The following is a 20,583-nucleotide window of genomic DNA, read 5'->3' on the forward strand; positions in this document are numbered from 1 at the left end:
GCCCTTTTCCGTAGTCAGTGCTTTAGCGGAACGGCGGCGTGTAGAGCAGACCGCCTTCGGTCCACAGCGCGTTCAGGCCGCGCGCCAGACCGATCGGCGTGTTCTCACCGATGTTCTTTTCAAACAGTTCACCGTAGTTGCCGCCTGCCATGATGGCCTTGACAGCCCAGTCAGCTTCGAGACCCAGCATCGCGCCAAGCGTGCCTTCGGTGCCAAGCAGACGGTTGATTTCCGGGTTGCTGCCCGGAGCCGATGCCAGTTCGGCCACGTTTGCGGACGTGATGCCGAGCTCTTCAGCAGCGATCAGTGCGTTCAGCGTCCAGCGGGCGATGTCACCCCACTGGTTGTCGCCGTGACGGACGAGCGGGCCAAGCGGCTCTTTCGAGATGATTTCCGGCAGGACCACGTGGTCACCCGGGTTTTCGAACGCAGCGCGTGTCGCAGCAAGGCCGGACGCGTCTGTCGTGTACACGTCGCACGCACCTTCGAGGTAGAGCGGCTGTGCTTCAGCGTTGGTTTCGATCGGAACCGGCTCGTAGCTGATGTTGTTGGCGCGGAAGAAGTCCGCAAGGTTCAGCTCGGTTGTGGTGCCGGTCTGGATGCAGACGGTTGCGCCATCAAGTTCCTTGGCCGACGAGACGCCGAGCGCTTTCGGGACCATGAAGCCCTGACCGTCGTAGTAGTTGATGCCTACGAATTCGAAGCCAAGGTCGACGTCGCGCGAGAAAGTCCACGTGGTGTTGCGGGCCAGTAGATCAATCTCGCCGGATGCCAGCGCTGTAAAGCGGGTCTTGCCTGTCGTCGGTACGAATTCGACCGCGGTCGGATCGCCGAGAACGGCAGCGGCGACGGCACGGCAGACGCCGACGTCAAAGCCTTCCCATTCGCCATTTGCATTCGGCGCTGCAAAACCGACGAGACCGGTCGTCACGCCGCAGTTCAGCTTGCCGCGTGCCTTAACGTCGTCAAGCGTGGCAGCAGACGCTACACCAGCCGAAAGGCCGGCAACGGTCATCGCGCCAAGAATTGCAATTTTTTTCATGTTTACCTCTTCCTGTTAGTCCGTGCCTATCGGCACGGTTTCTGACGAACGCATTTAGCGCCCATACGACGAAAGTAGGGAACCCCCCACTCGCGATGGCATGGATTTTGTGAGGATTCATCTGCGAAGGTCAAGGCGAATAGCCTATTTTTGATCACAAAGCCGCAGTTTACCCGGCGTCAGCGCGGCGTTTGCTGATGCAACAATCGCAGGAAATCGCTGGCGTGCAGAAACGCGGCCTTCTTATGTTGGGCCATCTCGGCGGCTTCTTCGTCTTCGCCCCATTGTTCCTGTTGCCAAATCTCGTCGACACGGGACGTTAGCCAAAGCTCTTCCGCAGGCATGAAATCGGCTTTTGCGGCAAACCCGATGACGAGCGATCCGCTGATCGCGACCAGATCGTGGAACGCGGCGAGTTCGAAATTATTCATCTCATGCACGTTTTGACGAAGTTTGGACAGTGCAGCGGGGTCCTGAGATGCGTGCATGACACCGACTCGGGTCTCCAATCGCGCGCCCAGCACCGAGTCGGCCCAGTCCAGAAGCGGGTCCCATGAGGTGGACTGACGCGCGACAAGGTCGTCAGGAGCCTCTGCTCGGTAACACAACAAGTCGCTGTCACCGTAGTCGGCCAGCATGTCTGCCACTTCTGTGTGCTGGATCGCCACTTTGTCGACGGCGGCATTTGCGGTTCGGGTAAAGGGCATCGTCCGGGGGTCGATCCGGTCTTCCTGAGCGTCGAATTCCGCTGCAATGCTTTGGGCGATGGCAAGGCTTGGTACGGACAGGACGGCCTTGGCCGGAGTGCGCACCGGGCGCCCACCCAGCAGGATACCAAAGCCATCCTCGGTCGCCTGCGTGTCAGCGGATTTCCAAAAGCGTTTCGGAGCCCATTCACTCATGCAAGGTCCTCGATCCAGGTTGCCAGTGCTGTCATCAATTCATCCGTGGTGTCCACGATCACGTCCGCATCCGCAAGGTATTCGGGGGGATGGTTGCCCCATGTGACGCCAATGGCATGGGTGCCCGCCGCCTTGGCCATTATCATGTCGTAGCTGGTGTCGCCAATCATGACCGCATTTCGCGGCGCAACGCCCGTGTCGCCCAGCGCTGCGTAGAGCATGGACGGATGCGGTTTGGACGGGTGTGTGTCCGCGACTTGGGTCGATTGGAAATACCCCTCGAGCCCATGTTGTTCGATGATGCGATCAAGCCCCCGACGCGACATGCCCGTGGCCGTCGCCATCAAGGTGAAATCGTCCGCGCGCAACTGATCCAAAACATCACGGATGCCGGGAAAGAAGATCGCTTTTGCCCCGTCGCCACCCGCCACGTGCCGAGCGAACGACGCAGATTTGTAACCGTCAGCAAGGGCGCTCTGAATGTGTAAAGGCTGGTCCGGCACAAGCTGAGCCATCAGTTCGGGCAAGGACAACCCCACACCATGCAGCACCGCGGCGCGTGTCGGCGGCGCGATGCCGAGCCCGGTGAAAGCGTCTTCCATCGCCTCGACGATATGGGCCCGACTGTCCATCAGCGTCCCATCCACGTCAAACACCACGAGCCGCAGGGCTTCGGGCATTATTCCATTTCCTCGAACGGATCGGCCGGCACATCGCGCGGATCCCATTGGAGGAATTCCCACGTGCGTTCCATATGCTCGGGCAGCGGAGCGGTGATCGTCAGCTTCGCGCCAGTGACAGGGTGTTTGATCGTGATGGACCGGGCGTGCAGATGCAGCTTGCGGCTGATCCCACCGCCCAGCATTGCGCCCCAGCCATCGCCAAGGTTCTCCTGACCGGAACCGCCGTATTTGCCATCCCCGATGATGGGATGCCCAAGCTCGGCCATATGTGCGCGCAATTGGTGGGTCCGCCCGGTGATTGGCACCATGGCAACCCACGCTGCGCGTTTGGCCAATGCGCTGAGCACAGCGTAATCCGTTGTGGCGTGCTTTGCGCCTTCGGTGGTGGCGACATCCTTGGGATGCACCGCCCGCATTTTCTCGTTCTCACCGCCTGCCCCGTGGCCCGGTGCCTTAACCAGCCCGAACTTGATCGTGCCCATCTGCGGAAACGGAACACCTGCCACAGCCGCCCAGTAGATCTTGCGCGTTTCCCGTGCCCGGAACGCCTCGGTCAGCGCCCCTGCGACAGCCCGTGTGCGGGCCAGCAGCAGAACACCCGAGGTGTCCTTGTCGAGGCGATGCACCAGCCGGGGCTTTTCGCCAAACCCAAAGGTCAGCGCCTCGGCGAGCCCGTCGACATGGCGGGTTTGCTTGCTGCCGCCTTGGGTCGGCAGACCCGGCGGCTTGTTCAACGCGATTACGTGATCATCTTTGTAGAGGACCAGCGATTTCATCATCGCGGCATCTTTGTCGGACACACTTGGCTTGGGACGGGACTCCACCTCTCCGGGCGTGGGGAGTGGCGGGATCCGCACTTCCTGCCCCGTGGAAAGGCGGGTGCTGGCCTTCACGCGGCCGCCGTCGACACGCACTTCGCCCTTCCGGCACATCTTCTCGATCCGGCCCTGCGCGAGATGGGGGAACAGGCGCTTCAGCCAGCGGTCAAGACGCTGATCGGAATCCCCCGGTCCAACCGTGATGATCTGAACTTGGCTCATGCAAAAATACCCCGCGCCAGAAATAGGCCCAGAGCCAAACCGCCGACCGAAAGCCCAACCGACAGAATGACATATAGCATGGCTGACCCAGCCTGCCCCCGTTCGATCAGCGTCATGGTTTCAAGCGAGAAGGCAGAAAACGTTGTGAACCCGCCCAGAACACCTGTCATGACAAATGGCGATAGATGCGTCAGTCCACGATGGGCGGCTGCCACGACAAACGTGCCCATTAGGAACGAGCCGAGGATGTTCACGGCAAGGATCGCCACCGGAAAGTCGCCCTGACCGAAAACGCGCACAATGCCCATACCGGCGGCGTACCGGAGGGATGCACCAATCGCGCCGCCAAGGGCCACAAGGGAAAAGGTTGTCAACATTCAGGCTCTGTCGCGCGGCGTCTCTAGGATGTCAAGCAATGCGCCATTGCTCTTTGCCGCGTGCCGACTAAGGTTTTCCGCGAGATCATCAAAGGAGCCGATATGCGGCGTCGTCAGTTTCTGGGCAGTCTTGCAGCGGTCGGCCTTCATCCGGGCCTCAGCTTTGCACAACCGTCTTCGATCAGGCTGATCGCAGCCGCGCACCGTCAGCAGATCCTGCCCGTCGGCTATCCCGATACCGAGATGTGGAGCTTCGGTGCGTCTTTTCCCGGCACCGCGCTACGTGCCCGGCAAGGCGACCGGCTTGGCGTCACCGTGGAAAACCAGCTGCCGCAGCCGACCTCGGTGCACTGGCACGGTCTTAGACTGGAAAATGCGATGGATGGCGTACCCGGACTGACGCAAGCCCCGATCGGCGAGGGCGCATCCTTTGACTATGAATTTGCCCTGCCAGATGCTGGCACTTATTGGTATCATAGCCATGCCAAGAGCATGGAACAGATCGAACGTGGGCTTTACGGCCCGCTGATCATCGACGAGACTGATCCACCCGACGTGGATCAAGACATCACCCTGATGATCGACGACATTCGGCTGGAACAGGATGGCAGCCTGTCTGCCTTCGACAATTTCCATGATCTCAGCCATGCTGGGCGGATCGGCAATCTCTGGGTCGCGAATGGGCAGATCGACCCGGCTTATCCTGTGAAACGCGGCGAACGGGTGCGACTTCGGTTGATCAACGCCGCCAATGCGCGGGTTTTTACCGTTGGAATGCAAGGGTTTGATGGTTCTATCGTTGCGCTGGACGGCATGCCGCTGAAAGACCCGCAAGTCCTGCCCGAAGAGCTAATTCTTGCCCCTGCGCAGCGCGTCGACCTGATTGTCGATGTGACAACCGACGATGAAGAGGCGTTTCTGATCACGTTCGAGCGCGACGGTGGCTATGCCATCGCGCATTTCCCGGTCTCCGGTCCGTCCAAAGCAACGCGGTCGGAGCGGCCGCTCTTGCCGCCAAACCCGGATTTTCCGATTGATCTGGCGAATGCCCGCACGGCGACGCTGTTGATCGAAGGCGGGGCCATGGGTGGCATGCGCGCCGCCCGTGTCGATGGACAGGAACTGGGCGCTCGAGAGCTTGCCGGACGTGGTCTCTTTTGGGCGTTGAACGGCGTGGCGGGCCGACCGGAAACACCGTTGCTGGACCTGTCGCTTGGCGAAAGCGCGCGGATCGGGATGGCCAACAACACGGCCTTCCCTCACGGCATGCACTTGCACGGGATGCATTTCTCGGAAGTTTTGGCCGATGGATCACTTGGCCCGTTGCGTGATACGATCTTGCTCAACCCGCAAGAGACTCGAGAGATCGCGTTCCAGGCGCATAATCCGGGGAATTGGCTGTTTCACTGTCATATGCTGGCGCACCATCAGGGCGGTATGGGAACATGGATCCGAGTGTCTGCTTGACAGATCAACCGTTTCGTTTGGCACGAAGTTTGGCGAAATACTCGACACGCTTTTTCAGGTCGCGCTCGAATCCGCGTTCCACGGGCGCGTAGAATTCAGTGCGCCCCATCGAGTCTGGGAAATAATCCTGCCCCGAAAACCCGTCATCAGCGTCGTGGTCATAGGCGTATCCCGACCCATAGCCTTGATCCTTCATCAGCTTCGTAGGCGCATTCAGGATATGCTTGGGTGGCACCAGTGATCCGGTCTTCTTGGCCGCGGCCCGCGCCGCCTTGTAGGCCACGTAGACTGCATTCGATTTTGGCGCGAGGGCGATATAGACAAGCGCCTGCGCGATGGCCAATTCGCCTTCGGGGCTGCCCAACCGTTCAAAGGTTTCCCAGCTTTGCAGGCAAATGGCCTGCGCCTGCGGATCTGCCAGCCCGATATCCTCCACCGCCATGCGGGTGATGCGGCGGGCAAGGTAGCGCGGGTCCTCGCCTGCATCGAGCATCCGCGCGAACCAATAAAGCGCCGCATCAGGGTCCGACCCGCGTACCGATTTGTGCAGCGCGGAAATCAGGTTGTAATGCGCATCCCCCGATTTGTCGTATTGCGCTGCACGTTTCATCAAACGCTGACCGAGTGCCGCGCTGTCCAGCGGTTTGTCGACATGCCAAGCCATGACCTGTTCGACGAGGTTCAGCAGAGCGCGACCGTCACCATCGACCATCTCGAGCAGGTTTTCCCGCGCCGGACCATCCAGCGGCAAAGTCCGGCCCAATTCGACCTCGGCCCGCTGGGCAAGACGTTCCAGATCGGCAAGGTCGAGACGTTCCAGAACCAGAACCTGCGCCCGGCTGAGCAAAGCGGCGTTCAACTCGAAGGACGGGTTTTCTGTTGTCGCCCCGACCAGCAGGATGGTGCCGTCTTCCATGTGCGGCAGGAACCCGTCCTGCTGCGCCTTGTTGAAACGGTGGATCTCGTCCACGAACAGCAGAGTGCCCTGCCCCGCCTTGCGCCGTTGCTTGGCCGCGTCGAACACCTTGCGCAATTCGGGCACACCCGAGAAAATCGCACTGATCTGAACAAAATGCAGATCGGTCTCATCCGCAAGCAGGCGCGCAATCGTGGTCTTGCCGACCCCCGGCGGTCCCCAGAAGATCACCGATCCAAGGCTGCCCGCCTCAAACATCACGGTCAGAGGTGCATCCGGGCCAATGACCTGCGATTGGCCGATCACGTCTGACAGTTTGCGCGGGCGCAAGCGGTCTGCCAGTGGCCGTGGTGCCTCTTTCGCCGTATCACCTGTATCGAACAGATCCGCCACAGATCAGGCCCGGAACCGCAGGATCAGGCGCTGCCCGCCGCGCTCTGCTTCAATGGACACGTTCGGGGCGGCCTGTCTGAGGGCCGGGCCAACATCCGATGGCGACTGGATCACGAAGCGGTCCACCCGGCGGATTACATCGCCTGTCTGAAGCCCGACGCGACGCCCCAACGGTCCCGGTTCGATCACAACCACGCCATCCTTGTTCAAAGGCAGACCAAGCTCAGCCGTCACCGCCGGGTTGATCCGCGCGACTTGCAGACCAGCCAGAACATCACGGTCGCCAAGACGCTGCGCGTTCCGGGGAGGATCGTCGGGTGGCGAGATCAGGCCTACCTTGGTGCGCAAGGGCTCTCCGCCGCGAATGAACATCATGTCGACGTCTTCGCCCAATCCACGGACGGACATCCGAAACAGCATCTCGGCAGGGGTGTTCACCGGTTGCCCGGCCACTTCGACCACCACATCGCCCACCTCGATCCCGGCAGTCGCCAAGGGGCTGGCCGGATGCAGAGCGGTGATCACAACCCCTTCGGGCCGCGAGAGGCCAAGGCCATCGGACAGATCCGCATCCACCGGCTGACCGGTTGCTCCGGCCCACGGGCGCTCAAAACGGGTCTTGCCGTCGCGGGCCTGATCCAGAAATTCGGCGACAAGGGCTGCAGGAATTGCAAATCCGATCCCGTTCGATCCACCGGACCGGGTCAGGATCGACGTGTTGATCCCGATCATTCGCCCGGCAATGTCGATCAGCGCCCCACCGGAATTACCGGGATTGATCGGGGCATCCGTCTGAATGAAATAGCCCCGCGCGTTGCCGGTTGCGGTTCCCGACCGGGCAAGGCCCGACACGATACCCGACGACACTGTCTGCCCCACGCCGAAGAGATTTCCGATGGCGAGGACAAGCTCTCCCACCTCGACCGTGTCACTGTCCCGGAGTTCGAGAAACGGCATGTTCTCGGCATCGATCTTGAGAATGGCAAGGTCGGATTCCTCGTCCCCGATCAAAACGCGCGCCTGATATTCGCGGCGATCGTTCAACACGACCCGGATGTCATCAGCTTGACCGACAACGTGATGGTTCGACACCACGAACCCATCGGGGGACACGATCACACCGGAACCCAGCGAGTTCTGCACACGTGGACGCGGCGCGCCAAAATCGCGGAACAGCCCACCAAAGAAGGGATCCCCATCGAACGGACTGCGCCGCGTTTGAACGACGCGACGGGCATAGATGTTCACCACGGCAGGTGCTGCTTCCTTGACGAGAGGAGCAAAGGACAGGCTGATCTCGGCCGCAGACTTTGGCACGCGTGGAGCGCTGTCAGACTGCGCGATCCCCTGCCCCGCAATCAGGCTAATTATGACGATACAAAGAATTCTGATCCCAGCCATGGCGTGGATATGTCGCCGGACTGCGGGTTTTGCAAGTCTGCTTGTCTATCGCTGAAAGTAGGGACATGCGGGCTGGCGTCAGGACTGGTGTGCTTTGTGGTGTCCGGCGGTTTTTCGATGGCAATCGCCGTCCTTCTTCCGCCTGGACCTAGTCCAAGATCGGATGGAAGCACGCGACGGTCGTCCCTTTTCCAAGGGGTGCGAGCCGTGGCGTTTCCGACCTGCACTTGTCTGTCGCGTTCGGACAGCGCGCGGCAAAGGCGCAACCGGATGGAGGGTTCAGGGGGTCCGGCAGTTCGGTGCCTTCCGCCTCGGGTGCGGTCAGCGGGCGGCCGACCACGGGCGCGCTATCGGCAAGAAGTTTCGTGTAGGGATGTTTCGGCGCGGCAAAGACCTCTTCCGCCGGTCCGACCTCAACCACTGACCCGAAATAGAGAACCGCGATCCGGTCGCTCACGGCTTCGACCACCGCGAGGTCGTGGCTGATGAAGAGATAGGTCAGATCGAATTCGCGTCGCAGGTCCGCCAAAAGGTTCAGTACCTGCGCCTGAACCGAAACGTCGAGGGCCGACACAGGTTCGTCGAGGATGAGAATGCGCGCCTTCGCCGCCAGCGCGCGCGCAATCCCGATCCGCTGGGCCTGACCGCCGGAAAACTCGTGTGGGTACCGGTCCAGAAATTCCTCGCGCAGGTTCACACTGGCAAAAATCTCGGAGATCCGCCTGCTCCGTTCGGCAGCGGGCATGTTGTGCAACAGCTTGAGCGGCGCTTCCATGATCTGACGAATGGTCTTGCGCGGATTCAGAGAAGAAATCGGATCCTGAAACACGTATTGGATGCGTTTGCCGAACTCTGCAGGGTCGGCGTTGTCGAGCGCTGCGCCTTCGATCTCGATATGTCCCGTTGAGGGTTCCAACAGCCCGACCAGCATCCGCGCGAGTGTTGATTTTCCACATCCCGACTCGCCCACTATCCCAAGCGTTTCACCTTGTAGAACAGTCAGGGTCAGGGGATGAACCGCTTTCACTGTGCCTGTCGGGTTGCCGAAAAGCGAACGACCCACCGGGAACGTCTTGGACAGATCCGTGATCTTCAATGCGTCGGTCATTCAGCGGCCTCCCGCGTGTCCACCGGGTGAACGCACCTGACCCCGCGACCATCCTTCCGGACCAGCGCAATGCCTCCGCTGCGGCAGTCAGGTTGCACCCGGTCGCAGCGCTCCGCAAAGGCACAGCCTTCGGGCAGCTTGTCGACGACGGGTGGCAGACCGGGAATAGCCTCAAGCCGCCGCTTGCCACCGCCAAGCTCGGGCACGCAGGCCATAAGGCGCGCGGTGTACGGATGACGTGGCGCATCAAGGATGTCCGTGGTCGCGCCCTCTTCAACAATTCTTCCCGCGTACATCACCGCGACCCGGTCGCAGAGCTGCGCGACGACACCGAAATCATGCGTGATGAAGACAATCGCCAATCCGCGCGAGCGACGCAATTCATCGAGGATCGTCAAAACCTGCGCTTGCACAGTGACATCCAGCGCCGTGGTAGGTTCATCCGCGATGATGATGTCGGGGTCGTTGGCCAGCGCCATCGCGATGCCGACCCGCTGGCGCATACCTCCTGACATCTCGTGCGGATAGTCATTGATACGCTTTTCGGCGTTTGGGATCCGGACAGCTTTCAGCAACTCGATCGCCTTGGCCCGTCCCTCGGCCTTTCCGATGGGGCGATGTGCCCGGATCGCCTCGATCAACTGGTCGCCAACGCGGTACAGCGGATGCAGCGTGGCAAGCGGGTCCTGGAAAATATACGACACGTTTCGCCCGCGCATGTCGCGCAGACGGCGGTACGGCGCGCCGATCAGATCCTCACCGTCGTAATAGGCCGCCCCTCCTGTGATGACACCAGGCGGTGAGGCGACAAGCCCCATGATCGAAAGCGCGGTCACCGATTTGCCAGACCCGCTTTCCCCGATGATGCCAAGGCATTCGCCCTTTTCGACATGCAGGTCCACACCGCCCACCGCGCGATAGATGCGGTTTTTGACGTGAAACTGGGTTTCCAGCGCCTTGACCTCAAGCAAGCCGACACCGCTTGCCGCCGGAGGTGTCTCTGCGCGATCCACCCGAGTGGCCGCCATCGGTCGGGACAAAGCTCCGGATTTCAGACGCGGATCGAGCGCATCACGCACCCCGTCGCCCAGCAGGTTGATCGACATGACGATGATCAGAATCATTATGCCCGGCACGATCGAGGTGTGCGGATTGGTGATGAGCGCGGAGCGCGCCTCACCCAGCATAGAACCCAGATCGGCTTGTGGAGGTTGTGAGCCGAGGCCGAGGAAGGACAGGCCGGCCGTTTCGAGGATCATCCAGCCGATGGTCGTGGACATGGCGATGACGATCACGGGGATCACATTGGGCAGGATTTCAGACAGGATAATCCGCGAGTTCGACATTCCCGCAAGGCGCGCCGCGTCCACGAATTCCTTGTTTGCGATGCCGACGGTTATGCCACGAATGTTGCGCGCAAAGAATGGAACGTTCACGGCGGCCACCGCGATCAGCGCGTTGAACAGGCCGGGGCCAAGGGCTGCGACGATGGCCAGCGCAAGCAGAATATAGGGAAAGGCCATCAGCATATCGACACCGCGCATGATGATGTTGTCCGTCCGCCCCCCGTAGTACCCGGCGATAATACCGATGGCCGCACCGATGGTCGCCGCAGCGATGGCGGCGGCAAATCCCACGGCAAGTGAGAGGCGCGTCCCCCACATCACGCGGGACAGCAGATCGCGGCCCAGATGGTCAGTGCCGAGTAGCGCCCCGTCCAAAAAGACCGGCTGAAACCGGTTTGATGTATTCGTGACGTCCGGATCGGCCAGAGGCAGGATTGGTGTGATCAGTGCGAGGAAAACCACGCACGCCAGAACGATCCCGCCCAAAAGCGCAAGCCGGTTCCGCGCAAGCAGAACAAAGAACGCCGTCATGTCTTGATCCTGGGATCAAGAAGGCTTTGTGCGACGTCCACGGCGATATTGAACAGAACGTAGCAGGCGGCGACGAAGACCACACCACCCTGCACCATCAGGATGTCCCGTTTGAGAATCGCATCGACCAGCATTCGTCCCACGCCGGGCCACTGAAAGACGATTTCGATATAGACTGCACCCGACAGCACGAACCCGGCCTGGATACCAAGGACCGGGATGATCGAAACCATCGCCGCCTTCAGCGCGTGCCGCCAGATCACACCACGCTCATGCACACCTTTGGCACGCGCGGTGCGGATAAAATCCTGTCTCAGGACTTCCAGCATGGCCGAACGCGACAGACGCGCGATGACGCCTGTGGCGACAACGGCGAGGGCCGTTGCAGGCATCGCAAGATGCGAGAGCAGCACGCCGAGAGTGCGATCTCCGTAGATGGGCCACATTCCCGAAACCGGAAACCAGCGCAGGTTCACCGCGAAAAACAGGATCATCATCATGCCGAGGAAAAAGGATGGGATCGAGATGCCCAGCAGCACGACAAACGTAATTCCCTTGTCAGCCGCCCCGTATTGGTTCGCCGCCGAGATCACGCCAGCAATCACACCCAGAAAAGAGCAAAGGACGAAAGCCGTGCCCGCAAGGACCAACGTGGCGTTGAAGCGCTCCAGCACCTCATCGAGCACAGGGCGGTTGAGCGCGAAGGATGTTCCGAAATCGCCGCTCAACATGTTGCTGAGCCAGATGAAGTATTGCTGAACCAATGGCTTGCCCAAGCCCAGATCACGGTTGAGCTTTTCGACATTCTCCGGCGTGGCAAAGTTGCCAAGGATCGCCGTTGCCGGATCACCGGGGATCATCGCCATGATCAGAAAGACGATGACTGTGATCCCGAACAGGACCGGGATCGCCGACAAGAGACGTTTGAGGATGTAGCCGGTCAAAATCGCCCTCTCGGTCTGGAAAAGTTGGCAAGGCCAGCCTCAAAAGCTCGCCTTGCCAGAGAGGATCAGTTCTTAACCACGTCGTCCAGCAGCAGGAAGAACGAGGGCTGCAGTGCAAAGTTCTCGACCTTGTCGGATGTGACTGCGTTCTGCTTCCAGTTCGCCACAAAGACCCAAGGTGCGTCTTCCTGCACGATGACCTGCATCTCTTTGTAGAGACGCGCGCGTTCATCCTGGTCGGTGGCCACGCGGGCCGCCTCCAGAAGTTTGTCCACTTCGGGGTTGGAGTAGTAGCCCGAGTTGAAACCACCCTGATCCGGCCATGCTGCCGTGCGGAGCGCAAGGAATGGAAGCGTGTCCGGGTCGTTGGTCATCCATGCCATTTCGGCCATATCGGCCTTGCCTTCGAGGCCGGGGTTCACTTCACCCAGGAATGTGTTCCATTCGTAGGTTTCGATCTTCACGTCAAAGCCCACAGCTTCTAGGTCGGCCTGGATCGCGGTGCCCATGGCGACCGGGTCGAGCATCCCGGATCCGCCCTCGGTGACAAAGAAGGTCAATTCAGCACCCTCTGCGCCGGCTTCGGCAATCAATGCGCGCGCCTTTTCGGGATCATAGGGGTACGGTTCCAGATCAGGGTTATAAGCCCACGCGAACGCGGGCGGTGTGGGGCCCGCTGCTACCTCTGCGGTGCCTTCAAGCACCTCATTGACCAGCGCCTCCTTGTTCACCGCATAGTTGGCGGCTTGCCGCACGCGGACGTCGGCAAAGGGGCCTTCCTTGGCATTCAGGATCAGGAACCAGACATGCGGCCCGGCCTGCTCATGTATGGTATATGTGTCGCCCTGAAACTCGCTCAGAGCTACGGGCGGAACTTCGACCATCAGGTCAATGCCGCCAGCCAGCATCTCTGCCGTTCGGGTGTTTGCATCCGTGATCGGACGGAACACGACGGCCTGCAGATCGGGTGCACCGTCCCAGTAATTCGGGTTGGCCTCGATCACGACAGCCTCGTTTGAGCGCCATTCGCCAAAGGTGAAGGGTCCGGTCCCTGACGGGTTCCGTCCGAAGTCTGCTCCGTGCTGCTCGACCGCAGCGGGCGACACGATCAGACCCGTGGGATAGGCAAGGTTCGACAGGAACGGGGCATAGGGCCCGTCCAGCGTGAAGCGCACGGTCAGGTCATCAACCACTTCGGTCGACGTCACCCCAGAAAAGAAGAATGCCAGTGGGAACGGGCCGGTGTCGTGATACGGATGATCCTCGTTCAGCATCCGATCGAAGTTAAACTTGACCGCGTCTGCATTGAAGGCCGAACCGTCATGGAAAGTGACGCCCTCGCGCAGCGTGAATGTGTAGACGGTTCCATCTTCACTGATATCCCAGCTTGTGGCCAGCGCCGGTTCGACTTCGAGTGTGCCGTCCTTGTATCGCACCAACCCGTCATAGATGTTCATCAGGATGCGGAAATCGTTCACCGCCGTGACAGCGGCCGGGTCCAGTGCTTTTGGCTCTGCAATCTGCCCGACAATAAGTACACCGGGGGGTGTTTGTGCATGGGCGCCGCTGAACGCGCCCAAAGTTAGTGCAAGCGCCGTGCCAGCAGCCATGAGGCCCTGGCGGGTAACATGAAAGAGCGACATGACTTCTTCTTCTCCTGTTGGTGAGTTAAAATTTATCATGATAAATTGCATCAGGCCAAATTTTCATGATAAATTCAAGTCCAAGACTGAGCGGAGGCCGCTATGACGATATCGATACTCGCGTTTGACGAAAAATCAGGCACTTACGGTGGCGCGGCGACCACCGGCAGTCTGTGCGTCGGCGGCTGGGTGTTGCGCGGCGATGCCGAATCAGGACTTTCGGCATCGCAGGGATCGCTTCCAAGTACGATGTGGGGGCAGGATGTTCTGACGCGCATGCGCGCGGGCGAGACGGCAGAGGCCGCCGTCAGACATGTGGTTGAAGCCGACGCTGGCCGTGACGAACGTCAACTGGCGGCTCTTGATCCGGCAGGTGGCACCGGGGCATTTACCGGGGCCAACAGCATTCAGACTGCCGGCGTGCGTCACGCAGCAAACGTTGTTGTTGCCGGAAACCTGTTGGCCTCAGAGGAGGTTCTGGATGCCTGCCTTGACGGCTTCCTGACGTTTGACGGCACGATGGACCTGCGTCTTCTCAATGCCCTGAAGCGCGCCGCGGCGGTTGGAGGCGACAGTCGCGGGCTGTTATCCGCGGCGCTCCTGGTGGTGAGTGCAAACCGTCCGCCGCTGAGCTTGCGCATCGACCATTCCGAGGACCCGTTGACGGCTCTTGCCCTTCTGCACGACCGCGCAACAAGTGGCCTTTATGCCGATTGGGTGAACCATTTACCGACACTGGCTGACCCCGAGCGCGCGATCCCGTTCACCGCGTGATCATTCGGCGATGAAGCGCTTCATCACGACCGCTTCTTGAGTCTCCATTTGCTCACAGGCCATTTCCATGTGGCTGCGCATGATGTCCCGCGCTTTCTCGGCGTCTCCGCGTCGCAAAGCTGCGATCAGGTCGATCTGATGCTGACGGCCCGTGCGCCACAGGTCGTGGTTCGGCGTCTCATAAAGCCGCTTGTACACCGTCAGATCGGTCAGGATCTGCGCCATGAACCCGATAAAGAAACTCAGCAGCGCATTGCCTCCGAAGTCTGACAACCGAGCATGGAATCGCAGCGAGGCCACGTGCTGGCGACGCTCTTCCTGCGCATCCGATGCCGGGTTGGCATACTCCTGCATGATCGCCTCCAGATCCGCGATCTGCGCGTCCGTGAGACTCCCCGCAAGACTGGCCGCCAGTTCAGGTTCAAGCGCGATCCGGACCTGATAGATGTCGTGGATGGTCACATCGCGAAAGTAGAAATAATTTGCCAACAGCGCTGCCGCCCGGTCGCGCGTCACTTCACCGACAAAGCTTCCGCCACCCGGACCGGTCTTGGTGTCCACCAGCCCCTGAGCCTGTAAAAGGCGCATGGCCTCGCGGATCGTGCCCTTGGCCATGCCGAACCGCTCGATCAGCTCTGCCTCGCCCGGAAGCCGGTCGCCCGGCTGCAACCCACGCTCGACCACCCAATCCTTGATCTCTTCGGCAACACGCAAAGGGCGCGACCGTCGGGAGTGGTTCTTGGCCTCTGGAGTTGCTTTGGCGGACATATTCTCATTCTCGATCTGCGCCGCTTTGGGCGGCGTGCCCCACAAGAAACCTATTCATCATGATAAACTCAAGGCCATTGTAACATATGCAACTCGTGCCGCGACCTCGTTGCAAGGCCTCGCGACCGCATCAACCTCCGGAAAGCGCGTGTCGCGCTTGGCCGCAGGACAAGGGCTTCGCACCGCGCTGAAGCCCATCACCAAAGGGATGAAGGCCGCAGGACTGAAGGGCAAGTTCGACCCTCAGAGGCGCACCGGCCCATGTCGCAAATGAGTGATCGCAGGCTTTGGTTGCACGCTAGCCTCGGGAACATGACACTCATTGCGCCATCCCCTCCCCGTGCGGATGCCGACAGTTACGGTGTGCTCTTCGTCTTTGCGGCGGGGATCCTTTGGTCAACTGTTGGTCTGGGCATTCGCCTGATCGAAGACGCTGTGGTTTGGCAAATACTGCTCTATCGATCGATCAGCATGTCGCTGTTCCTTTATATCTTTATCCGGGTACGGTCCGGCGAAAGCCCCTTTGTTCAGATCCGCCGTGTCGGTTTCCCGGTCGTCATTGCCGGGCTTTCGCTGGTCGCGGCTTATTCCGGTGGCATCTACGCGATTCAAAGCACATCGGTCGCAAACGCCATGCTGTTGTTTGCGACTGCTCCGTTCATAGCCGCGCTGCTTGGATGGATCGTGTTGAGAGAACCCGTTCGCACCGCAACCTGGATTGCAATCGCCGTTGCGATTGGCGGGATCGCGATCATGGTCGCTGACAAGTCTGGTGGCGTCGCGTTGAAAGGCAGTCTGGCCGCGCTCGGATCGGCCTTCGGTTTCGCCGTCTTCACCGTGGCGCTGAGATGGGGCCGGACCGGCGAAATGCTCCCAGCGGTCTTCCTGTCGGGCCTTTTCGCAATCGTCATCACATCGGCAATTTGCTTTGGCCTCGGGCTGTCCGTTGTTCTGAGCCAACATGACGGCGGCATCGCCATGGGCATGGGCGTGTTCCAGGTCGGTGCCGGTCTGATCCTCTATACGCTCGGTTCGCGCAGCCTCCCCGCCGCCGAACTCGCCCTGTTATCCTTGGCCGAGGTCCTGCTTGGTCCGATCTGGGTGTGGCTGTTCCTTGGGGAGACGGCGAGCGCGAACACCTTGATCGGTGGCGCAGTTCTGCTCGCGGCGATTGCGGGCAATGCGCTCTCGGGAAAGCGGCGAAAACCACCGCCCATCACGGCACCTTAGCAAGGAACGAACATGCCGCGAGGGACCGTTGGACAGTTCAAATCGTTTTGACAGAACGGAACACCGAAGCGGACATTGCGCCGTTTCGATGCGCCGGTTCTCATTCGCGCATCAAGTCCTTGATGCTGCCGATGAAGGTCGCGTCGTCCTGCGCCTTTCGCTGGTCCAGCAGGTCTGTGGCGTCTTGCCCGGCGCGAAACCTCAGCTGGTCGTCGGGTGAATTGGCGGCTTGCCAGATGACGTCGGCCACGACCTCGGGCGCAGACGGGTGTGACGCCAGCTTTCCAAACAACCGCCCCATCGCTTCGGCACTGGGGGCATAATCGGTCAGGCTTTCGTCCATCGCAAAGTCGAAAGAGCGCCCACCGAAGTCGGTCTTGATCATTCCCGGTTCGACAATCCGCACCCGAATGCCCAGTGGCTCCAGCTCGTAGTGAAGCGCCTCGGACAGTCCTTCGACAGCGAACTTGGTGCCATGATAGAGTGCGCCCAACGGAAAGGTGATCTGCCCGCCGATGGACGAAATGTTGACGATCGTGCCCGACCGGCGCGTGCGCATATGCGGCAGCACGGCTTTGGTCACCTCCAATAACCCGATCACATTGGTGTCGAACTGGCGGCGGATGCGGTCGGTCGAAAACGCTTCGAGCGGGCCGTAGGCCCCGTAGCCTGCGTTGTTCAGAAGGACGTCTATGGCACCGAAGCGGTCGATCCCTGCACTGACGGCCGCGTTGATCGAGGCAGGGTCGGTCACGTCGAGCCGGGTGACCAACACGTTGTCCAGTTGGGCAAGGTCAGACCCGACTGGGTCGCGCATGGTGGCGATGACGTTCCAGCCTTCGGACTGAAAGCGCAGGGCGCTGGCCTTGCCGATGCCGGACGACGCGCCGGTGATGAGGATGGTGGGCATGAGAAAACTCCTTCAGGCGTTGAGGCGCAGCATCTCTTCGATGCCGAAATTGGTCAGGACCGAGCGGGTGACATCATGCAGCGTGATGTTGTAGCGCTCGATCTCGGGGCCGACGCCGGTGTGATCGACAACCGTGCGAAAGGGTTTCTCACCAAAGGGCAGCGCCAGCAGGGCGGTTACGGCCTCGGCGATGCGTTCGGGTCGTTGGTCGGGCGTGGCCTCCAGCATCTGCGCCAGCCCTTGGGCGGACATGGCTGGAACGGCGGCGAAATCACCATACTCGGCCTCGCGCGCGGGATCATCTGGCGTGACCATGCCGTCGAAGAAAGCTGTCGGCATGGCGCCGGGTTCGATGATGCAGGATTCGATGCCGAAACCGGAAAGTTCCGTGCGGTAGCATTCGACCATCGCCTCCAGCGCCCATTTCGATGCGCAATAGGTGCCGTAAAACGGCGTCGCGATGCGTCCGATCAGGCTGGAGGTGTAGAGGATCGTCCCGCGCCCCTGTGCCCGGAAATGCGGCAGGGCGGCGCGCATCAGGCGCTGTACGCCGGTGACATTGACGTCGAAAACGCGGGTCATGTCCTCGGGCGACATCAGTTCCTGAATGCCATGGGATCCGATCCCGGCATTGTTGAACAGAACGTCCAGCCCGCCGAGTGCGGTAATGGCCCCGGCCACGCCCGCCTCGGTGCTGGCGGTGTCGGTCACGTCCATCTCGACGATCTGCGCTCCTTCGGCCTCAAGCGCAGCGACGGTGGCGGCGTTGCGGCCCGAGCGGCTGCGGACGCTGCCCGCCACGTGATGCCCCTGTGCCATAAGCGCCCTTGCGGTGGGCAGGCCAAAGCCACCTGCGATCCCGGTGATGAAAACCTTTGCCATGTGTCCTGTCCTTGCTTGGTGATACAAGGACAATACTCCGAGCCAGTCGCCGGTTCTTTCCCGTTTGTCCAAAAAACTTGCCTGATACTCCGAAGATCAGAATAATCCGTCACACCAGACGGTCCTGTCATGCTATGAGGTCCGCACAAGGAGAGCCACATGACAACGTTGCTGGACCGCGCCGTGGCGCTGATGGATGAAGCCGGATTACTACAGGGTGGGTTCGCCCATGCTGAAAGCGGGATGCATTTCCTGAGGTTCGACGCGCCCAGCCCGCAACAGGCCACTATTTATCGCCCGCTTTTGTGCCTTGTCCTGCAAGGCGCCAAGCAGGTCAGCGCGGGCGCACACAGCCTGACCGTGGCAGCAGGTCAATCGCTGCTTGTCAGCCACGCGCTGCCGGTCGTCTCACGGATCAGCCATGCCACCCCCAAAACACCCTACGTCGCGCTGGTGTTTCCGCTCGATCTCGACGTGCTGCGCGGCCTTGCGCCAGCAGTGCCACCTGCACCGGGGACGCGCGGCCGCGACCCGTTTTCCATCACGCTTTGCCCAACCGATCCCGCCATGCAGGACGCGCTGATCCGGTATCTCGACCAATGTGCAAACCACGAGACGCGCCAATTGCTCGCCCCGATCACCCTTGAGGAAATCCACGCCCGTCTGCTTCTCGGGCCCCAGACCGCTGCGCTGCAAAAACTTCTTCGGCACGAGACGACCGCCAGCCGCATCTTCCAGGCAACGCGCGAGATTCAATCGGACTTGTCGCGCACCATAGTTGTCAGGGAAGTCGCCGATCGGGTCGGCATGAGCACCTCAGCTTTTTTCGAGCATTTCAAGGCAGTGACCGGCACGTCGCCCCTGCAATACCAAAAAGACCTGCGCTTGCTGCACGCGCGCGACACGCTGCACAGTTCGTCTGTCAAAGTATCTCAGATCGCCTTTAGCGTCGGTTACGAAAGCTCGGCCCAGTTCTCGCGCGAATACGCGCGCAAGTTCGGCCTTTCACCTCGTCAGGATCGGGCCGCGTTGGCGGTGGAATAAGCAAAGCACTGTTCAAGAACGGTCTGCGATCCCATTCAGGGCCGTCCCGCCATTCCAAGTCACACCTGACCAAAGAGTCCGACTTGTCGGAACTGCGATGGCACATTCCAACGACGGGTTCGTTTTTCTCTTTAATCTCAAATTCTCAAGGGAAAAAGTGGCAGCCCGTAGGGGAATCGAACCCCTCTTTCCAGGTTGAAAACCTGGCGTCCTAACCGATAGACGAACGGGCCACTCTTGGTGAGCGGTGTTTATGCAATGGCGCGGAGCCATGCAAGTGGAAATTCGAAGGTTTTTGTGGTTTTTTGCAGCTTCGCCAAAGATTACGCTCCCGGTAGAAAATTTCATTGAAGACAATTACTTACCCAGAAGGTCAGCGCGCAGGTGCGGCATCCTCCAAGCGGAGTTGCACGGAACGCCGACCGCCCCATTCGTTGATTTCCAGACGCCCGGCCAAATGGAATCGAGCGCCACCATGTTGTTCAAGCGCTGCACCAAGAGGACCGTCGAAGGCGCCGAAGCAAATCGCGTCGATCCGTGCCCCAAGCCCGTCCCCGAAACTGACCTTCAGGTGCGCGCTGCCCACCCGCTTTGCAAATCCGATCTGCATATCCGGGAACGCAAATCGCGGTGCCGCTGCCCCGGCCCCAAAGGGTCCGGCCTGTTCCAACATGTCGACCAGCTCCGGTGTTGCAGCCCCAGGCATCAACGGCCCGTCCAGACGCAGATCCGATGCGCCCAGTTGATCCGCACCCTGTTTCGCGAGGATCGCGGCAAGGCGCGCCATGGCCGGTTCCACCTGCGCACGCGACAGGGACAGTCCGGCGGCCATCTTGTGACCACCGCCTTTTTCCAGATGTCCTTCGGCGGCAAGCTTCTGAATGGCGGCACCCAGATCGATCCCGCTCACGGATCGTCCGGACCCCTTGCCCGCGTCCCCGTCGAACCCGATCACGATGGACGGGCGGTTTGTGCGCTCCTTGAGACGCGAGGCGACGATTCCGACAACACCGGGATGCCAGCCTTCTCCTGCCGCCCAGACCAAAGGCGCGTCAAAGCCACGCTCTTCGGCCTGCTCCAACGCCTGCGCCCGCACCGCCTCTTCGATCTCGCGCCGTTCGGTGTTCAGCGCATCGAGCCGTTCCGCGATGGACCTGGCCTCGTTGGGATCAATGGTGGCCA

At 60.7% G+C, this 20,583-nt stretch carries 19 protein-coding genes and 1 tRNA gene; 4 read left to right on the plus strand and 16 right to left on the minus strand.

The window, feature by feature from the left end:
- Window positions 1–22 precede the first annotated feature (22 nt).
- The 5 genes from JJ869_RS14010 to crcB form a co-directional block, all read right to left on the minus strand.
- Entirely contained in the window at window positions 23–1,042 is a 1,020-nt protein-coding gene (locus tag JJ869_RS14010; RefSeq protein WP_292267999.1) for an amino acid ABC transporter substrate-binding protein, read from the minus strand.
- Window positions 1,043–1,221: 179 nt separating this feature from the next.
- Entirely contained in the window at window positions 1,222–1,944 is a 723-nt protein-coding gene (locus JJ869_RS14015) for an ATP12 family protein (protein ID WP_292268000.1), read from the minus strand.
- Entirely contained in the window at window positions 1,941–2,624 is a 684-nt protein-coding gene (locus tag JJ869_RS14020) for an HAD-IA family hydrolase (protein ID WP_292268001.1), read from the minus strand. The genes JJ869_RS14015 and JJ869_RS14020 overlap by 4 nt, the downstream gene beginning before the upstream one ends.
- Window positions 2,624–3,667 carry an RluA family pseudouridine synthase gene (locus tag JJ869_RS14025; RefSeq protein ID WP_292268003.1) on the minus strand — a complete coding sequence of 348 codons (1,044 nt, stop codon included), beginning with the start codon at window positions 3,665–3,667 and terminating at the stop codon, window positions 2,624–2,626. Before JJ869_RS14025 ends, JJ869_RS14020 begins: the two co-directional genes overlap by 1 nt.
- On the minus strand, window positions 3,664–4,044 hold the full coding sequence (gene crcB / locus JJ869_RS14030) for a fluoride efflux transporter CrcB (RefSeq protein ID WP_292268004.1): 381 nt from the start codon (window positions 4,042–4,044) through the stop codon (window positions 3,664–3,666). Before crcB ends, JJ869_RS14025 begins: the two co-directional genes overlap by 4 nt.
- A gap of 102 nt (window positions 4,045–4,146) precedes the next feature.
- Between crcB and JJ869_RS14035 the strand changes: the two genes are divergently transcribed.
- Entirely contained in the window at window positions 4,147–5,511 is a 1,365-nt protein-coding gene (locus JJ869_RS14035) for a multicopper oxidase family protein (RefSeq protein WP_292268005.1), read from the plus strand.
- Between the two features lie 4 nt (window positions 5,512–5,515).
- Here JJ869_RS14035 and JJ869_RS14040 read toward each other — a convergent pair whose 3' ends face one another.
- The 6 genes from JJ869_RS14040 to JJ869_RS14065 form a co-directional block, all read right to left on the minus strand.
- Window positions 5,516–6,820: a replication-associated recombination protein A gene (locus JJ869_RS14040; protein WP_292268006.1), complete on the minus strand. Its 1,305-nt coding sequence runs from the start codon at window positions 6,818–6,820 to the stop codon at window positions 5,516–5,518.
- A 3-nt stretch (window positions 6,821–6,823) separates the two neighbouring features.
- Complete coding sequence (locus JJ869_RS14045) at window positions 6,824–8,212, minus strand: trypsin-like peptidase domain-containing protein (protein WP_292268027.1); 1,389 nt, start codon at window positions 8,210–8,212, stop codon at window positions 6,824–6,826.
- A 157-nt stretch (window positions 8,213–8,369) separates the two neighbouring features.
- Window positions 8,370–9,329, minus strand: coding sequence for an oligopeptide/dipeptide ABC transporter ATP-binding protein (locus JJ869_RS14050; protein WP_292268008.1), 960 nt, complete (start codon window positions 9,327–9,329; stop codon window positions 8,370–8,372).
- On the minus strand, window positions 9,326–11,206 hold the full coding sequence (locus JJ869_RS14055) for a dipeptide/oligopeptide/nickel ABC transporter permease/ATP-binding protein (RefSeq protein WP_292268010.1): 1,881 nt from the start codon (window positions 11,204–11,206) through the stop codon (window positions 9,326–9,328). Before JJ869_RS14055 ends, JJ869_RS14050 begins: the two co-directional genes overlap by 4 nt.
- Window positions 11,203–12,150 carry an ABC transporter permease gene (locus JJ869_RS14060; RefSeq protein WP_292268012.1) on the minus strand — a complete coding sequence of 316 codons (948 nt, stop codon included), beginning with the start codon at window positions 12,148–12,150 and terminating at the stop codon, window positions 11,203–11,205. Before JJ869_RS14060 ends, JJ869_RS14055 begins: the two co-directional genes overlap by 4 nt.
- 65 nt (window positions 12,151–12,215) lie before the next feature.
- A complete protein-coding gene (locus JJ869_RS14065; protein ID WP_292268014.1) occupies window positions 12,216–13,793 on the minus strand; it encodes an ABC transporter substrate-binding protein in 1,578 nt (525 codons plus the stop codon).
- 102 nt (window positions 13,794–13,895) lie between these two features.
- Here JJ869_RS14065 and JJ869_RS14070 point away from each other — a divergent pair, with 102 nt between their 5' ends.
- A complete protein-coding gene (locus JJ869_RS14070; RefSeq protein WP_292268016.1) occupies window positions 13,896–14,567 on the plus strand; it encodes a DUF1028 domain-containing protein in 672 nt (223 codons plus the stop codon).
- Here JJ869_RS14070 and JJ869_RS14075 read toward each other — a convergent pair whose 3' ends face one another.
- Entirely contained in the window at window positions 14,568–15,335 is a 768-nt protein-coding gene (locus JJ869_RS14075) for an FCD domain-containing protein (RefSeq protein ID WP_292268018.1), read from the minus strand. It abuts the gene before it with no gap.
- 312 nt (window positions 15,336–15,647) lie between these two features.
- Here JJ869_RS14075 and JJ869_RS14080 point away from each other — a divergent pair, with 312 nt between their 5' ends.
- A complete protein-coding gene (locus tag JJ869_RS14080) occupies window positions 15,648–16,565 on the plus strand; it encodes an EamA family transporter (RefSeq protein WP_292268019.1) in 918 nt (305 codons plus the stop codon).
- 100 nt (window positions 16,566–16,665) lie between these two features.
- On the opposite strand, the gene JJ869_RS14085 is transcribed toward JJ869_RS14080, so the two are convergent.
- Together JJ869_RS14085 and JJ869_RS14090 are read right to left on the minus strand one after the other, a co-directional pair.
- Window positions 16,666–17,475, minus strand: a complete 810-nt coding sequence (locus tag JJ869_RS14085) for an SDR family oxidoreductase (protein WP_292268020.1) — start codon at window positions 17,473–17,475, stop codon at window positions 16,666–16,668.
- A 12-nt stretch (window positions 17,476–17,487) separates the two neighbouring features.
- Entirely contained in the window at window positions 17,488–18,357 is an 870-nt protein-coding gene (locus tag JJ869_RS14090; RefSeq protein ID WP_292268022.1) for an SDR family NAD(P)-dependent oxidoreductase, read from the minus strand.
- 159 nt (window positions 18,358–18,516) lie between these two features.
- Between JJ869_RS14090 and JJ869_RS14095 the strand changes: the two genes are divergently transcribed.
- Entirely contained in the window at window positions 18,517–19,401 is an 885-nt protein-coding gene (locus JJ869_RS14095; protein ID WP_292268024.1) for an AraC family transcriptional regulator, read from the plus strand.
- A 158-nt stretch (window positions 19,402–19,559) separates the two neighbouring features.
- Here JJ869_RS14095 and JJ869_RS14100 read toward each other — a convergent pair.
- Both JJ869_RS14100 and JJ869_RS14105 read right to left on the minus strand, forming a co-directional pair.
- A tRNA-Glu gene (locus JJ869_RS14100) sits at window positions 19,560–19,634 on the minus strand.
- A gap of 140 nt (window positions 19,635–19,774) precedes the next feature.
- On the minus strand, window positions 19,775–20,583 hold an 809-nt coding region (locus JJ869_RS14105), incomplete at its 5' end, for a DHHA1 domain-containing protein (RefSeq protein WP_292268025.1).

Source organism: Marivita sp., assembly GCF_017643905.1.
Lineage (GTDB): Bacteria > Pseudomonadota > Alphaproteobacteria > Rhodobacterales > Rhodobacteraceae > Marivita.

Coding starts and splice junctions, on each gene's coding strand:
- JJ869_RS14010 (WP_292267999.1), bottom strand. CDS start 1,042: ATGAAAAAAATTGCAATTCTTGGCGCGATGACCGTTGCCGGCCTTTCG.
- JJ869_RS14015 (WP_292268000.1), bottom strand. CDS start 1,944: ATGAGTGAATGGGCTCCGAAACGCTTTTGGAAATCCGCTGACACGCAG.
- JJ869_RS14020 (WP_292268001.1), bottom strand. CDS start 2,624: ATGCCCGAAGCCCTGCGGCTCGTGGTGTTTGACGTGGATGGGACGCTG.
- JJ869_RS14025 (WP_292268003.1), bottom strand. CDS start 3,667: ATGAGCCAAGTTCAGATCATCACGGTTGGACCGGGGGATTCCGATCAG.
- crcB (WP_292268004.1), bottom strand. CDS start 4,044: ATGTTGACAACCTTTTCCCTTGTGGCCCTTGGCGGCGCGATTGGTGCA.
- JJ869_RS14035 (WP_292268005.1), top strand. CDS start 4,147: ATGCGGCGTCGTCAGTTTCTGGGCAGTCTTGCAGCGGTCGGCCTTCAT.
- JJ869_RS14050 (WP_292268008.1), bottom strand. CDS start 9,329: ATGACCGACGCATTGAAGATCACGGATCTGTCCAAGACGTTCCCGGTG.
- JJ869_RS14055 (WP_292268010.1), bottom strand. CDS start 11,206: ATGACGGCGTTCTTTGTTCTGCTTGCGCGGAACCGGCTTGCGCTTTTG.
- JJ869_RS14065 (WP_292268014.1), bottom strand. CDS start 13,793: ATGTCGCTCTTTCATGTTACCCGCCAGGGCCTCATGGCTGCTGGCACG.
- JJ869_RS14070 (WP_292268016.1), top strand. CDS start 13,896: ATGACGATATCGATACTCGCGTTTGACGAAAAATCAGGCACTTACGGT.
- JJ869_RS14075 (WP_292268018.1), bottom strand. CDS start 15,335: ATGTCCGCCAAAGCAACTCCAGAGGCCAAGAACCACTCCCGACGGTCG.
- JJ869_RS14080 (WP_292268019.1), top strand. CDS start 15,648: ATGACACTCATTGCGCCATCCCCTCCCCGTGCGGATGCCGACAGTTAC.
- JJ869_RS14085 (WP_292268020.1), bottom strand. CDS start 17,475: ATGCCCACCATCCTCATCACCGGCGCGTCGTCCGGCATCGGCAAGGCC.
- JJ869_RS14090 (WP_292268022.1), bottom strand. CDS start 18,357: ATGGCAAAGGTTTTCATCACCGGGATCGCAGGTGGCTTTGGCCTGCCC.
- JJ869_RS14095 (WP_292268024.1), top strand. CDS start 18,517: ATGACAACGTTGCTGGACCGCGCCGTGGCGCTGATGGATGAAGCCGGA.